The following is an 11,965-nucleotide window of genomic DNA, read 5'->3' as shown; positions in this document are numbered from 1 at the left end:
TGTTGCCCTACCAAGTCCAGTAACCTGACCTGACAAAATGGCCGCCTTGACCGCTGCGCCTCTTTGCGCTCGGCGGCGGTCATGCCATTGGGCCTGTTTTCGGTCATGCTGTCATTACCTCCCTATCATCCAGATCGTGAAAGCCGCACAACTCGCACGCCCAGCAGCCGGAACGGTCATCACGGATTTTTGACGGGTGTGTGCAGTGGCCACAATGGCCGCAATAAACGAAACCAAAGCCGTCAAAGTCTTCTTGCTCTGCCCCGCATTCTGGGCAGGTGACGGTTGGGTATTCAAAGTCGATGTCGGTATCAGTCATGTTTTTATCTCCTATTTTAAATGGGCAGAGGGTTTTAAATCCCCTGCCCCGTTTTAATTAATCGATGTATTTAATGGAGCGGTTTGGGTTAATTAACCATTTGTCTTTTCCGCATTTTTGGTCGGTGTATTCAGGGTTTTGGCTGATAACCCCTTCCCTGCTTAGTGAGTCGAAAACAAAATCCAGAATGTCGCGCCGAGGGGTGTTGCTTTTGCCAATGCCGTTATCGCGCAGCACGGCTTGGCAAGCACCCTTGTCGGAGACGCTCACCCGGTTGATTTCACCCTTGTCGACGCCCTTCCAGATCAGCACCAAGGCATGGTCACGAACCTTGTTGATGTCATCGCCACCCTTGTCGGATGGCGCTTTGTTCGTGTTTTGTTCGCCTTGTTGCTGGGGTTGTATGGCCTTGTTCAAGGGTTGTACGGGCTGACCTTGTTGAACCTTGTCGACAAGGTTTTCCGGGGTTGTCGACAAGGTTTCGACAAGGTTCCGTGCAACCCCGTTGTCAGTATGAGAAGAGGGGGAGGTTGTACGGGTTTCGGCCAGTGGAAGGGGGTATACCGCCTCATTTTTGCCAAGGGCAGGGTTGTGTAGGCCGGTTCCGCCAGGTTTCTGGTGGGATGGCAGGGCAGGCGGGGCAGTGTGCGTCCAGTTGATCGCCAGCTTGTCAGCAATGCGGTTTAGCACCGCGTCACCCAAGGGGGCGGGGTTGGGCATGGCCGCAAAGCTGTCGAACACCGCCGCCCGGATTGTCTCAGGGCTGCTTGCGCCGCTGGCCTTTACCTCACGCTGGATTTGTTTGACGGTCGCCTCCACGCTTAAATGCGGGGCAGGGCGGGGCTTGTCCAGTGGTGAATCGGAAAAAGCCTTTTCGCCTGCGGCCAATTCCTGGCGGTAGGTTTTATCCGTGCGCTGTTTAAAACCACCAGCTTTTAAAACGGCCTCATCCATCAAAACATTTTCAGCCTGCGCCTTATTCAAGCCGTCCTGCATGGAATCCAGCTTGTCAGCAGCAATGGCGGAAACATTGTTCCTGGCGGTGGTGGCTTTTGCCTGCGCGTTGGCGGCATGGAAAGGGGCTGCGCGCATAAAGTCCTGCATGGAATCCTGCCAGCGCCCCATTGACCGAATTGCGGGCGTTGGGGATTGGAATAGCCCCGCAACCGTCGCCTTGAAATTGTCCGGGTTGATCGGATAATCATTGGCCGGTTTTACCGATGGGGCAGGGGGTGCATTAAAGGCAGGGCTATATTCATTGCGTCCTGGCTGTGCATTGTCGCCGCCATTTTGTTTGATCCGGCGCAGCGCATTGGCGTAGGCGAACAGCGCCATGATGTGCTGGCATTCAAAGATGAAGATCAGCACGGCAATCACCAGCACCATGCCGGTGTTGTTGTCGGTGTTGGCGTATTTCGCCATCGCCTGGAACATCGGCTTGTCGAAGGATTCGCGGACTTTCAGCATCCCCTCAACCTTGTTGCCGACCGCCTGTTTGCTGGCGTCCATGGCCAGCCGGTTGCCCATGGCCATGCTGTCCTTCACCGCGTCCAGGTTGGCCTGGGACTCCACGCAATCCTTGGCCTTTCCCTGCGCCAGCCTCTTCTGGCAGGTGGCCATGCGCACCTGTGCCTTGGCGTAGCTGTCGGTCAGGCTGGAGCTGCCCAGCACGGTCACATCGGTTTGCTGGATGGACTTCATCAGGCTGGACGATTCCGCCGCGCTGTTGGCGATGTGCTGCTGGTTGCTGGTGGTGCTGAACATCTCAAACAGGATGCCGGAGGAGAGGAACAAGCCCATGGCCGCGTATTGGGGCAGGGTGACTTGCCAGCCTTCGGATCGGTGGATGGCGATGTCCTCGTACACGGCTTCCTTGCTGGAGGCGAGGAAGTAGGCCAGCACAAAGCTGATGACGGAGAACACGCCCAGCGCCACGAACTCGTTGCTGTTCTTCTCGATGAAGGAGCCGATGCCCCACACGTCGGCCACGTACAGCATGAACACGGCCACCATGTAGAGGCCGAAGGTCGCCGCCTTGGCCAGTTGCATCAGCTTGTGGTTCTTGATGGCGCGCTGCTTGTCGTTGAACAGGAACGCACCGTCGTCTTGGTTGCTTTTCAGCAGGTCAGAAATTTTCATTGTTGTTGCCCCTTAGAAACTGTTGACCAGCAGGAACAAGCCCAGCGCCGCCGTGAGGATGCGCAGGCCGTCCGTGTGGTTGAGGATCACCGCCAGGAAGAACAGGCTGATGGCGAACTGGCCGGACATGGCCAGCGCGCCCACGCCGAAGTATTGGAAGTAGCGGGCGAACTGGAAGGTGAGGTAGGCGACCGCCGCCGCCGCCATCGATCTGGCGGCGAAGACAAACACCTGTTGCCAGTCGATGCGGGAAAGGTAGGTGGCTGCTGCGGACATAAGCCCGCCGCCTGCCGGTGGCTGGTCAGCCGGTGGTTGCAGGTCATTCATATTCATGGCTGCATCCCCCGCTTGCGCCCGCTGGCGGTTCCGTCAGGTCGAAGACAAACTCTTTCAGCCCTGCCGTGCGCGACAACCATCCAATGATGTCCTCTGCGCTGAAGCCCTGTTCGGTCAGGGTGCGCACCAGCCGCCCGTAGGAATGCCGCGCCCAGTGCACCTTTTTGGAAAGCAGCAGGGATTTTTCCCGTTTGAACTGTTCCCGTTGCCATTCCTTGGCGGCTTGCAGGGCTTGGTGTTCGCGCAACTGGTCAAGGATGGCGCGGACGCCTGCCCGGTTGGCCGCAAAGTGATGGTCTGGCCGTATCATCACGTCCAGGGGGATTTCCCGCCCGGACGCCTTGCGGCTCATTTCGTGTTCAATGCGTATCCATCCCCGGTCGATGTTGTCCGGTTCCGCCATCGCCCCCAGCAGTTCCTTGCCTTTTTCGTACACGCGGAAAAAGTCATCCGCCGCCTTGCGGCTGCCAATGTAGGCGGTAAGCCCAGCAGGGCAGTGCTCAAGCGGGTCATAGGTCGCCGGGGTGAGGTTGCCGACCGCAAGGGGCGACCAGTCGCCCGCCATGCTGAAAGACTGTTTCATGTTGGGGTTGCGCAGCCGGTCGGACTGGAACAGGCCAGAATTCACGGCCTGCTCAAACAGTTTCGGCACCGTGTAACCGTGTTCGCTGGCGTATTCGCCGGACAGATCAAGCGCCACATCCACGCGGGAGATGCGCCAGCCGTGGCATTGCAGCAGGTCGAACAGTTCCAGCCACAAGGCCGGGTGTTCCAGTTGCAGGGCTTTGCAGCCGGTGCCGGTCAGCTCAAACAGCCCGCCACGGTTGCGCCCGCTTTCGGCATAGGCGATATGCCCGACCGTCAGGTAGTCGTTGTCACGCCAGACCAGCACGGAGGCGGATTTCTCATAGCCATGCATTCCTTTTTCAGCCCAACGGACATCCATGTCCGCACTGTCCAGTATGCCGCCGTCGCCGGTCAAATCACCCATGGTGGCGTTGAACCCGTCCAGGTCGGTGCAGGTCACGCGCAGCCAGTCAACCGCCGTCACGTTGATGTCGGTTGGTTGGGGCGTGTTCTGTAAGTGGCTGAAATTTTTGGAATCCCCATAACCCCCCGTATTACAGTACGGGGGACTTTTGAAGCCACGCGCCCGCCGCAAGTCGTGCCGGATTTGGGCGTCAAGGCGTTGTTCAGTGGTTGGCTGCATCATGGCTTTGCCCCCCGCGATTTTGCGTAGGCGGTGACACGTTTGACGTGCGCGTCCACCAGCGCCCATTTCAGCGCCTCCACAAGCCGTTCAGCCTGACCTATGGTCAGGTCAAGACCGGCCATCGGGGAAGCGTCCCCATCGTCACGGATGCGCACATACAGCCCGTTGCCGTCATTGTCCGGGTGCAGGGTGATGGTCGCCGCCTGCACATCTTCGGGCGGCTCACAGCCGTAAAAGCTGGCGGTGCATTGGATGGCCTTGCTCATGGCTGCGCCTCCCGGCCTGCATCCTCAAGCCGCCATTTCTCGCCAAGGGAAAGTTGCAACAGGTTGGCATTGGCCGCCGCTTCACGGTCGAACATGGCCGCCAGCCGCTGGCATTCCTGCGCCCGGCCACGGTATTGGCTGGCAAGGCACAGGCAGGCAAGCATTGCCTTTTCATAGGTCGCCGCCATGCGGGCAGCCCTGTGCACGGCATTTTGCAGGGGGGCGACTGCCGCCCCTTGGGTGATGGGCTTACTCATGGTTCGCGCCCCCCTCTGCACCTTCGGGGTAGGCGATGGCTTTCAGTTGCCTGCTTCTGAGTTGCTGGACTTCCAGCAGGTCGGAAAGCTGGTTGGACGCCATCAGCAGCACTTCCGCTGCGGGTTCGGTTTCATCGGCGTTGACGTGTAGCACGGCAAGGCGGGCAGTCTCCACCAGCGCATAAAGCTGTTTCAGGTCACCCACAATAGCGGATTGCTGGCGGTGTGCCTTTTCCTCCGGGGTAAGGGTGGAGTGGTTGCCCTGGCGTTGGCGGATGAAGTCCAGCACCTTGGCGTAGTCGGCCTGAGCCAGATCAACCATGGCGATGCTGATTTCAGTCGGGGTGATGATTGGCTTACTCATGGACTGCCCCCTTTTGCTGGCGGCAGGTTCTTATCAGGTCATCCGCCCCGCCCTGCATCAGGATTGAAATCCTGGTGGCTATGCTGGTCAGGTTGCCGATGGTGAGGGAAGAATCTTCCATGATGTGTTCCTGCATCACTTCCAGCAGGGTGCGCAATTCAGATGCTTGTGTCGCCAGCAATTCAAGCTGGCCTATCATGCCGCCCTTTACCGTGCTCATGCCGCACCCCCCTGGCCGTTGAACACGGTATTGATGAAGGAAACAGCTTCTTCCAGCGTGAGGAAATCAGCCGTTTCCATGTTCACGCCGTTGTCAGTTTTGCGGAAATAAGCCACGTCCACGAAATCGCAGCGTTTCGGCTCATTGTTGGCTTGGCCTTGGTGGTAACCGGGAACAATCCACGCCACCGGGGAACCGTCCACGTAGGCAGTCAGGCCGGTGTCACTCACCACCAGTTGCACGGAACCGTGGCGTTTGTGCTTGCGGGCAGTTGTCAGGGGAATATGGGAAGGTTTACCAGATGGCAATAGGCGGGCAAGCGCCTGTAGCGGATTCTGGGCAGGTGCGCCCATGACATTGATAGCGGTCATCGCTGTTACTCCGAAATAGATTTTAGGATTGGGCAAAATTGCCGGGTATTCCTATCGTCCTTTCGGAAAACGACGCGCTTGTTTCGGTTACACCGTCTTGTAGTCCACGCATACCCGGCATAAACCGCTGTGTACGTATCCTACAGGCGTAAAAAAACCGCCTTCGCGTTGGCGGTGTTGCCGCCGAAAGTGGGATAGGATTCCCGAATTTTTTGCAGTTGCTTCAGCTTGTGCTGAATGCTTTTTTAGCATAGCGCCAGTATGAGGAAGGATGCAACAGGAAAACGCACGGATTCGGATAAGAGGCGTGCAGGTGGCAAGATAGAGAGATTGCTACTCTTTGCCGTTATGACTTTTGGAAAAGCGTTCTTTGATGAGGAGGAGAAGTGACCACAGGCCAGAGAGGATGGTTGTGATGGAAGTCTTGAATTCCGGCTTTTCCTCTGCGTAAGTGACCCAGATAGGTACTTTCAGAGGTGGCTCCCCAAGTTCTGGGGGTAATTGTGGCTTTGTTTTTTCTGAATCCATATCAGGCTGCCTGAGCTTTACGCAAGCTGCGCATTTTGCGCATGTCATCGGCGGCGGCTTTCATTTCCTGCCGTAAGGATTCGATTTCGGACTGACTCAGACGGCTTGAAATGGGCAAGTGTTCGCGGCTTGCCGCAAATTGCAAGCTGGCGGTAACGTCATCGGCTTCCAGCTCAGGGAAATCTTCCAGGATTTCCGCCGTGCTCATGCCTGCCGCCAGCCAACCCAACACATCAGCAACGGCAATGCGCAAGCCACTGATGCACGGCTTACCGCTGCGCTTACCTGCTTCTATGGTGATTCTGTTGCTTGTTGGTGCGCCCATTGGTACGCCCTCCGGTATTAAGTGGGTTAGCTTACTGGGTTTCTGTATCAGGCCAGAATTCTGCATCAAGCATTTGTTCCAGCGTCCACGGGCAATCTACCGGGAAAAAGCTTTGGTGCAGGCCGGTTTCAGCTTCGGCAAGGAATAGCGCGTCTTCGTAGGCTTCTTCCAGCATGTCGGGCATTTTCGCCTGTAGGCTGGGGTTTTCTTTCAGATGCCGGGGGATGCGCCGCCGTTGTTCCTTGATGGTGAGTTCCCAGCTTTTGCCCCTTCGGTCAGGTTGGTGGCGCCATTTCAGCAGGTGCATCATCAAAACTTTCAGCCTGCTGACCATTTGCCGCCGCTCTGATGCGCCCATGCTTTCCACCTCTTCCAGCAGGTTTTCAAAGTCCAGATCATCCACGCGCCTGTTTTTCAGGGCGTCGGCTTGCGCTTGCGTCCATCCATAGAAATCAGTGTCGTATTTGGTTGCGGCTCCCATCTGTCAGCCCTCCCGGTATGGCTCATGGTGTTGATTGTAGGTTCATTGCGGCATGGCCGCCAGCGCCCGCCCCGCGTGTTCGCGCTCACCCGGCAGGATCGCCCCGGCTTCCGCGCCATCAAGGTTGAAGCGTTGCCCGCCCTGCCCCACGGCTTGCAGGTAGGCGCGGTTGTGGGTGTGGTGGTGCAGCAGCTTTTGCACCACGCGCTTGCTGGCGGATAGCTGATGCGCCGCAATGTGCCGGAAGATTTGCTTTTCGATACCCAGCGCCAATGGCTGGCGGGTGCGCCATACAGCAAAGGCGTTCAGGCTGTCGGAGAGTTCGCGCGCCCGAAGGTCAGAAGGTGGCGTTTTCTTCGGTTTTGGTGGTTGCCGTGGTTTGCGGTTGGCCGGTTTCTTCGCTGACTTTTTGGGTTGCCCCGGTTTCTGGACGTTGGGCAGTTCCGCCCGCGTGATGATTCGCTTGCCAGATCGACGCACAGCGCCGCCGGTTGGGGTAGTGGTGTCATTGCCAGCAGTGGCAGGCTTGCGCGTGATGGTCAGCGTCTGGCGCGGCTTGTCGGTGTTGTCGTTCATGGTGTGCTGGACTCGCTGGAAGTGTGCAAGGTTTTCCCCAGCATTTTGTTGGCGTCAACAAAATGGTCAGGGTGTTGTATGGCTGGCAGTGTAGCAGCAAAACCGCGCCATCATTCCAGAAAACCCTACCGGACAGCCAACGGACATGAAAACCAGCCGCCGAAAACCTACCGGACACTGTTTTTCCTGCTGCAAATCAAGTTGACGCCCTGGTTGACGGGTAGTTGACGGCTGACCCACACCAAGTTGACGGGTAGTTGACGGGCAGGAACCAACGCAAAAAACCCGCTGTACCCACTCAAATTCCGGTGACGGATGTCATGACGCCCCTAATGACGGGGGTGATGACGGCCACCATGACGCCCGTGACGGCCTATGACGGGGTGATGACGGCCACCATGACGGCCTATGACGGGTGCCATGACGCCCCGCCACTTTCACCCGGATGTTTGCCGCCGGGTGGTGGCTTGCACCAAAGGGGTATGTTTCCGCTGCATTTTCACCCAAAACCTCACTAAATCGCGCCCTCTGACTGAAAAAGGTCAATGAAATCAAAGGGAACACCGGGAACACCGACGGAACACCCAAGGGAACACAGAAAAGATGAGAGAAAACATATAGTTATCGAATGGAACACAGGGAACACCAAAAAAGTGTCGTGTCTGTGTGTGCGTACCAATTTCAGCCTATCACACCCTGCCCTTTATAATAAATAATAAAGTGTTTTTACTAATTAACACTCTATATAGAGTAATAGGTGTGGTGTGTGCCTTCTGTATCCCCGGCAACAATAGCTTAATATCAATAACTTACCCAACATTACCCATTTTCATGAACCCGGCACACCGCCGCCACAGATCAACAGCCAGTACCGGCCACAAGCCGCCATGCTGATCGGGATGCCTGCATCTGGTCGCCAGTGTGTTGATCCGCTGTGAATATCCGCACTTCCCACACTGCACCATTCCGGCTTGTTCGTGGGTGATGTCCTGGTAGATTTCGGCGCGGAAACATACCCCGCTGGCGTCAGCCTCCCCCGCGTGATCATGCGCACGCACTGCATGACACTGTGTTTTTTCGGTGTTCCCGGTGTTCCCTTCGATAACCTGCTGTTTTATCTTATCTTTTCTGTGTTCCGTCGGTGTTCCCGGTGTTCTCTCAGTGTCCGGTAACGTGCTATCAGGTTCAGCACCCCATACCGACAAGGGGCGAAACCGCCCCCGCGTCATAGTTCATCTTCCAGAATTGCGCCGCTGATGTTGTAAACCCTGATCTTGCGTTCAATGCTTTTGCCGCCTGCGTCCAGTTCATCACGGATGCCAACAGGTACGCTTTTCGATACGGTGGACTTGCCCGCGCCGTCGGGCAGTAACCAGCCACGCGCCAGCAGCAAACCGACCACAAAGCCACGATCAAAGCCCCGGCATACATCCTGCTCAAAGCCTTGCGGGAACACGTAGAAATCGCCCTCTGCATCCCTAAAGCCCTTGCGGTACATGGTGCGGTCATCCTTGGGGCGATACTCCAACGGGGTGAACATGGCCGCGCCGTTGGATTCGAAGAAGTATTTAACCTGTTTCAATGCTTCGCGCTCTTCCTGCGAACCCAGCCCGCCCCGGTGTTCCAGCCATGCCTTGAAGCAATGCGCCGCTGAAATGGCTGCTTCGCCTTCCTGCCAGCCGGTCAGCCCCATATCAGTAGCCAGCTCACCCGCCGCCGCAACCACGGCGAACGCATCCGCCACGCGCAACACCTGCCCGCCTGCCCCTTCCGGCACGTATTCGGCTTTCCAGTCGCTGCGGTAGTCGTTTACGGTGGTTATGTGCTTGTCCCGCTGTTGGGTCAGCAGACGCAAATATTCGCGGAAAATAGCGCCGTGGTGCTGCCCCGCTGCCTGCTTCAAGCTGTCGGCAAAAGCGCCCGCCGTTGCGAATTGCTGCGGTATCTGGTTGAAGATGCCCAGCCCCTGCCCTGCATCCGCTGGCAGATCGACAACCCGGACTTCCTGCCCCGCCTTCACTTTCTTGCCTTCACTGGCCAGCATGTCAGCAAGTGAAATTTCACCATTGCTCAGGAACAGCGTTTTCCATGTCGCTGTCGGGCGTAGGCGTGTATCCCGCTGACTACGCATCTTGCCCTGACCCTGCGCCAACATGTACGCGCTTTGGGAAATCACCTTTGCGTCGGCCTGCCCCATTTCATCCAGACACATCATCGCGTCATTGCGCATGGCTGCAAAACCTTCCAGGGCTGAGTCTGTAGCTCTCCACTTGGGTAGCGGGTCGGGGTTTCCCTGGACAGATGCGGCCAGCACCAGCGCGGTGCTTTTGCCGGTGGATGATGCGCCCCGAATATGGAACCCCACGCCGGAAACCTCCAACGGGGTCAACAGTGGAGCCGCAAACGCTGCGGAAATGGCGAAAACAGGCCGGTGATTACCGGCACACAGCGCCCCCACGGAATCGCGCCATTGCTGCCAAGTACCGGAAACCGCGTAGCCTTCAAACTGCGTGAAATCGCTTTGCAGGTGGATATGGTCGGCTTGGGTGTCGCCTATGACTTCATCCGGTAGAACAAAGGCCGCGCCCTGCCAGCCGGTGCGGAACACCACAAGGCCGGTTTCTTCGGGTTGCTCTTCCTGGATGAAGGCCAGCAGGTGTTCACGCGCCGCCTTTTTGGTGGCAATCAACAGGCCACCATTCAACAGCACCCGGCGAACCTCTGCCCCATCACCTGCGAGTAATTCCGCTGGCATTATCCAGTGGTGAGGCTTGCGGTCTGCATCCTGCCATTCCAGCAAATAGCCGTGATTCTGGCTGCCATCATCGCGCACACGGGAAGAAACCAATAAGGGGCTGCAAATCCATACCGGGTTTGCCGGGGCGGTGGTTTCGTTGCCGTCCTTGTCTTTCTTGCTGGTTGGCGGTGGCTGGAAATAGACGCCGGGTCGGTCGCCTTCCAGCATCGTGAAATACGGCGATACCTTCCCGGCCTTGCGTAGTTGGTCGGAAGCCTTTTTCATTGCGAAGCCTCCAACACGGCCAGATCGTTGAAATCTGTGCCGTTTTTGCATTCAGGCGGGAACTCGGGGATAACCCAGCACCCGCCCACGACCCGCGCCGCTGCTTCTGCCTTGGTTGCGCCTGGGTTGCCCTCTGTAAAGCGGTCATTGTCGCCAGCCAGCACAATATCGGCTTGTGGATACCGGGAACGGATCGCCAGCGCCACGGGTAACAGGTTGTCGGCAAACATCGCGCAAGCGACAGCAGCGCCGCCGTGCAAGCGGTGAATAGTCGCCCCGGTGGCGTAGCCTTCACAGATGAATACCAGCCCCACCGGGTCAATCTCACCGATGGTGTGAAAACAGCCGGATACCTTGCCGCCACCCTGAAAGCGTTTCTCACCTTGCGGGTTGATGGTTTGCAGTGACCACAAACGCCCGGATACATCACGTAAGGGAACCAGCAGCAGGCCACGCCCTTCCAGTTTCAGGCTGTAGGCTTGCACCTGCTTGTGTTTCAGGTAGGGGTGAATGCTCACACCATCCAATGGCTTGGCTGCTCCCCAGCGCAATACAGCCTTGTCAGCCGCTGCTTTCCATTGGCGTTGCTGTTCCGCCTTGCGCGCCTTACGTGCGTCTTCCAGTTGTTGCGCCAGTTGCTGGCGTTCGACGTGGGAAAGTTCCTGTTCAGACCTGACGCACCACCTTTCAGAGTGCCCGGTTTTCCAGCTTCCGAACGCGCCAGCAGGCACGGGAATTTGGAAAAACACATACCAGCCGTTCAAGGTTCCGGCTTTGTCTCCTGCTGCCCTGAAACGGTGTATTTCGCCATCGGCCTTGATTTCGGGTTTACCAAGGCCAGCCGCTGCAATGGCGTCCTGAAAGCCTGTAATTCCTTCATGGAAGCTGGCAGAATACAGGCTTGCATTTGAATAGATTTGCTTCTTGCCCCCGCTTTTGGGGGCTTTGTTTTTCTGTAACATAGCACCCGCCCTTCAAGAATTATCTTCCACACCATAAGCCAGTTTGTTAGCCAATAATTTAAGCCTGCCGATACATTTACGGACAAACTGCTTATCTTCTTCTGATACATTGGCGTTACGCCCCTGATCTCCCAGAATAAAACCTGCAAAGTCAGTCAGACCCGTATTCATGGTTTGAGCGTCTCTTACCGAAAAGCAATCAGCGTATTGAGCGTCTTTTACATTTGGGTTTGCCATTATTGCACCCCCCCTGCTTTACGGGTTTCAAGCCATGCCATCACGTCTGCATTCAACCACCATGCCCGTGCACGTTTGCCAATACGAAAGCCAGCCGGGAACCTGCCCGCCCGGATGTCTTCATAAAGTGTTGTCTTGGATTTGCCCGTCAGTTGCAGAACTTCAGGCAGGCGTGCCGCCCGGTCATGTGGTTGGGGAATGCCGCCCTGCTTGGTCTGTTGATGGATAGTTTCGGTTTTTGCTGCCATTGTCTGAACCTCCCGGTTCCTTGTTGAACAATGGCTAAAGATTTAATTACACTCCTATCATGGGTAGGCAATCCCTATGCTATGGGTATGTAAGGTGGGTA

Annotated in this window: 17 protein-coding genes; all 17 read right to left on the bottom strand. The window is 57.0% G+C overall.

The genetic code is table 11. The annotated features are described in order from the left end of the window. Positions 1 to 103: 103 nt before the first annotated feature. Entirely contained in the window at positions 104 to 319 is a 216-nt protein-coding gene (locus VSS37_RS09580) for a hypothetical protein (RefSeq protein WP_324694687.1), read from the bottom strand. A gap of 57 nt (positions 320 to 376) precedes the next feature. Continuing rightward, positions 377 to 2,458, bottom strand: coding sequence for a hypothetical protein (locus VSS37_RS09575; protein ID WP_324694685.1), 2,082 nt, complete (start codon positions 2,456 to 2,458; stop codon positions 377 to 379). A gap of 12 nt (positions 2,459 to 2,470) precedes the next feature. Next, on the bottom strand, positions 2,471 to 2,791 hold the full coding sequence (locus VSS37_RS09570; RefSeq protein WP_324694684.1) for a hypothetical protein: 321 nt from the start codon (positions 2,789 to 2,791) through the stop codon (positions 2,471 to 2,473). After that, positions 2,778 to 4,007: a replication initiation factor domain-containing protein gene (locus VSS37_RS09565; protein ID WP_324694682.1), complete on the bottom strand. Its 1,230-nt coding sequence runs from the start codon at positions 4,005 to 4,007 to the stop codon at positions 2,778 to 2,780. The genes VSS37_RS09570 and VSS37_RS09565 overlap by 14 nt, the downstream gene beginning before the upstream one ends. Then, a complete protein-coding gene (locus VSS37_RS09560; protein WP_324694680.1) occupies positions 4,004 to 4,273 on the bottom strand; it encodes a hypothetical protein in 270 nt (89 codons plus the stop codon). The genes VSS37_RS09565 and VSS37_RS09560 overlap by 4 nt, the downstream gene beginning before the upstream one ends. After that, complete coding sequence (locus VSS37_RS09555) at positions 4,270 to 4,530, bottom strand: hypothetical protein (RefSeq protein ID WP_324694678.1); 261 nt, start codon at positions 4,528 to 4,530, stop codon at positions 4,270 to 4,272. Before VSS37_RS09555 ends, VSS37_RS09560 begins: the two co-directional genes overlap by 4 nt. Next, the gene (locus VSS37_RS09550) at positions 4,523 to 4,894 is read right to left on the bottom strand and encodes a hypothetical protein (RefSeq protein ID WP_324694676.1); all 372 of its coding nucleotides are present in this window, start codon (positions 4,892 to 4,894) and stop codon (positions 4,523 to 4,525) included. The genes VSS37_RS09555 and VSS37_RS09550 overlap by 8 nt, the downstream gene beginning before the upstream one ends. Beyond that, on the bottom strand, positions 4,887 to 5,114 hold the full coding sequence (locus tag VSS37_RS09545; RefSeq protein ID WP_324694675.1) for a hypothetical protein: 228 nt from the start codon (positions 5,112 to 5,114) through the stop codon (positions 4,887 to 4,889). Before VSS37_RS09545 ends, VSS37_RS09550 begins: the two co-directional genes overlap by 8 nt. Further along, positions 5,111 to 5,485, bottom strand: a complete 375-nt coding sequence (locus VSS37_RS09540; RefSeq protein WP_324694673.1) for a hypothetical protein — start codon at positions 5,483 to 5,485, stop codon at positions 5,111 to 5,113. Before VSS37_RS09540 ends, VSS37_RS09545 begins: the two co-directional genes overlap by 4 nt. A gap of 333 nt (positions 5,486 to 5,818) precedes the next feature. Further along, positions 5,819 to 6,013: a hypothetical protein gene (locus tag VSS37_RS09535; RefSeq protein ID WP_324694671.1), complete on the bottom strand. Its 195-nt coding sequence runs from the start codon at positions 6,011 to 6,013 to the stop codon at positions 5,819 to 5,821. A gap of 1 nt (position 6,014) precedes the next feature. Next, positions 6,015 to 6,338, bottom strand: coding sequence for a DUF433 domain-containing protein (locus VSS37_RS09530; protein WP_324694669.1), 324 nt, complete (start codon positions 6,336 to 6,338; stop codon positions 6,015 to 6,017). Between the two features lie 31 nt (positions 6,339 to 6,369). After that, the gene (locus VSS37_RS09525; RefSeq protein WP_324694668.1) at positions 6,370 to 6,819 is read right to left on the bottom strand and encodes a DUF29 domain-containing protein; all 450 of its coding nucleotides are present in this window, start codon (positions 6,817 to 6,819) and stop codon (positions 6,370 to 6,372) included. A 42-nt stretch (positions 6,820 to 6,861) separates the two neighbouring features. Next, complete coding sequence (locus VSS37_RS09520) at positions 6,862 to 7,395, bottom strand: ProQ/FINO family protein (protein WP_324694667.1); 534 nt, start codon at positions 7,393 to 7,395, stop codon at positions 6,862 to 6,864. Positions 7,396 to 8,620: 1,225 nt separating this feature from the next. Then, positions 8,621 to 10,417, bottom strand: coding sequence for a DUF927 domain-containing protein (locus tag VSS37_RS09515; RefSeq protein WP_324694665.1), 1,797 nt, complete (start codon positions 10,415 to 10,417; stop codon positions 8,621 to 8,623). Next, a complete protein-coding gene (locus VSS37_RS09510; RefSeq protein WP_324694663.1) occupies positions 10,414 to 11,379 on the bottom strand; it encodes a toprim domain-containing protein in 966 nt (321 codons plus the stop codon). The genes VSS37_RS09515 and VSS37_RS09510 overlap by 4 nt, the downstream gene beginning before the upstream one ends. 12 nt (positions 11,380 to 11,391) lie before the next feature. Next, positions 11,392 to 11,616: a hypothetical protein gene (locus tag VSS37_RS09505; protein ID WP_324694662.1), complete on the bottom strand. Its 225-nt coding sequence runs from the start codon at positions 11,614 to 11,616 to the stop codon at positions 11,392 to 11,394. Next, positions 11,616 to 11,864, bottom strand: a complete 249-nt coding sequence (locus tag VSS37_RS09500) for a helix-turn-helix transcriptional regulator (protein WP_324694661.1) — start codon at positions 11,862 to 11,864, stop codon at positions 11,616 to 11,618. The genes VSS37_RS09505 and VSS37_RS09500 overlap by 1 nt, the downstream gene beginning before the upstream one ends. Between the last annotated feature and the right edge of the window lie 101 nt (positions 11,865 to 11,965).

This window comes from Candidatus Thiothrix phosphatis, from assembly GCF_035668035.1.
GTDB classification, from domain to species: Bacteria; Pseudomonadota; Gammaproteobacteria; order Thiotrichales; family Thiotrichaceae; genus Thiothrix; species Thiothrix phosphatis.
The sequence above is the reverse complement of the archived record's forward strand: the minus strand, read 5'-3'. Positions and strand labels throughout refer to the sequence as shown.

Coding starts and splice junctions, on each gene's coding strand:
- VSS37_RS09580 (WP_324694687.1), bottom strand. CDS start 319: ATGACTGATACCGACATCGACTTTGAATACCCAACCGTCACCTGCCCA.
- VSS37_RS09555 (WP_324694678.1), bottom strand. CDS start 4,530: ATGAGTAAGCCCATCACCCAAGGGGCGGCAGTCGCCCCCCTGCAAAAT.
- VSS37_RS09565 (WP_324694682.1), bottom strand. CDS start 4,007: ATGATGCAGCCAACCACTGAACAACGCCTTGACGCCCAAATCCGGCAC.
- VSS37_RS09520 (WP_324694667.1), bottom strand. CDS start 7,395: ATGAACGACAACACCGACAAGCCGCGCCAGACGCTGACCATCACGCGC.
- VSS37_RS09515 (WP_324694665.1), bottom strand. CDS start 10,417: ATGAAAAAGGCTTCCGACCAACTACGCAAGGCCGGGAAGGTATCGCCG.
- VSS37_RS09500 (WP_324694661.1), bottom strand. CDS start 11,864: ATGGCAGCAAAAACCGAAACTATCCATCAACAGACCAAGCAGGGCGGC.
- VSS37_RS09530 (WP_324694669.1), bottom strand. CDS start 6,338: ATGGGCGCACCAACAAGCAACAGAATCACCATAGAAGCAGGTAAGCGC.
- VSS37_RS09535 (WP_324694671.1), bottom strand. CDS start 6,013: ATGGATTCAGAAAAAACAAAGCCACAATTACCCCCAGAACTTGGGGAG.
- VSS37_RS09550 (WP_324694676.1), bottom strand. CDS start 4,894: ATGAGTAAGCCAATCATCACCCCGACTGAAATCAGCATCGCCATGGTT.
- VSS37_RS09575 (WP_324694685.1), bottom strand. CDS start 2,458: ATGAAAATTTCTGACCTGCTGAAAAGCAACCAAGACGACGGTGCGTTC.
- VSS37_RS09510 (WP_324694663.1), bottom strand. CDS start 11,379: ATGTTACAGAAAAACAAAGCCCCCAAAAGCGGGGGCAAGAAGCAAATC.
- VSS37_RS09545 (WP_324694675.1), bottom strand. CDS start 5,114: ATGAGCACGGTAAAGGGCGGCATGATAGGCCAGCTTGAATTGCTGGCG.
- VSS37_RS09505 (WP_324694662.1), bottom strand. CDS start 11,616: ATGGCAAACCCAAATGTAAAAGACGCTCAATACGCTGATTGCTTTTCG.
- VSS37_RS09560 (WP_324694680.1), bottom strand. CDS start 4,273: ATGAGCAAGGCCATCCAATGCACCGCCAGCTTTTACGGCTGTGAGCCG.
- VSS37_RS09540 (WP_324694673.1), bottom strand. CDS start 5,485: ATGACCGCTATCAATGTCATGGGCGCACCTGCCCAGAATCCGCTACAG.
- VSS37_RS09570 (WP_324694684.1), bottom strand. CDS start 2,791: ATGAATATGAATGACCTGCAACCACCGGCTGACCAGCCACCGGCAGGC.
- VSS37_RS09525 (WP_324694668.1), bottom strand. CDS start 6,819: ATGGGAGCCGCAACCAAATACGACACTGATTTCTATGGATGGACGCAA.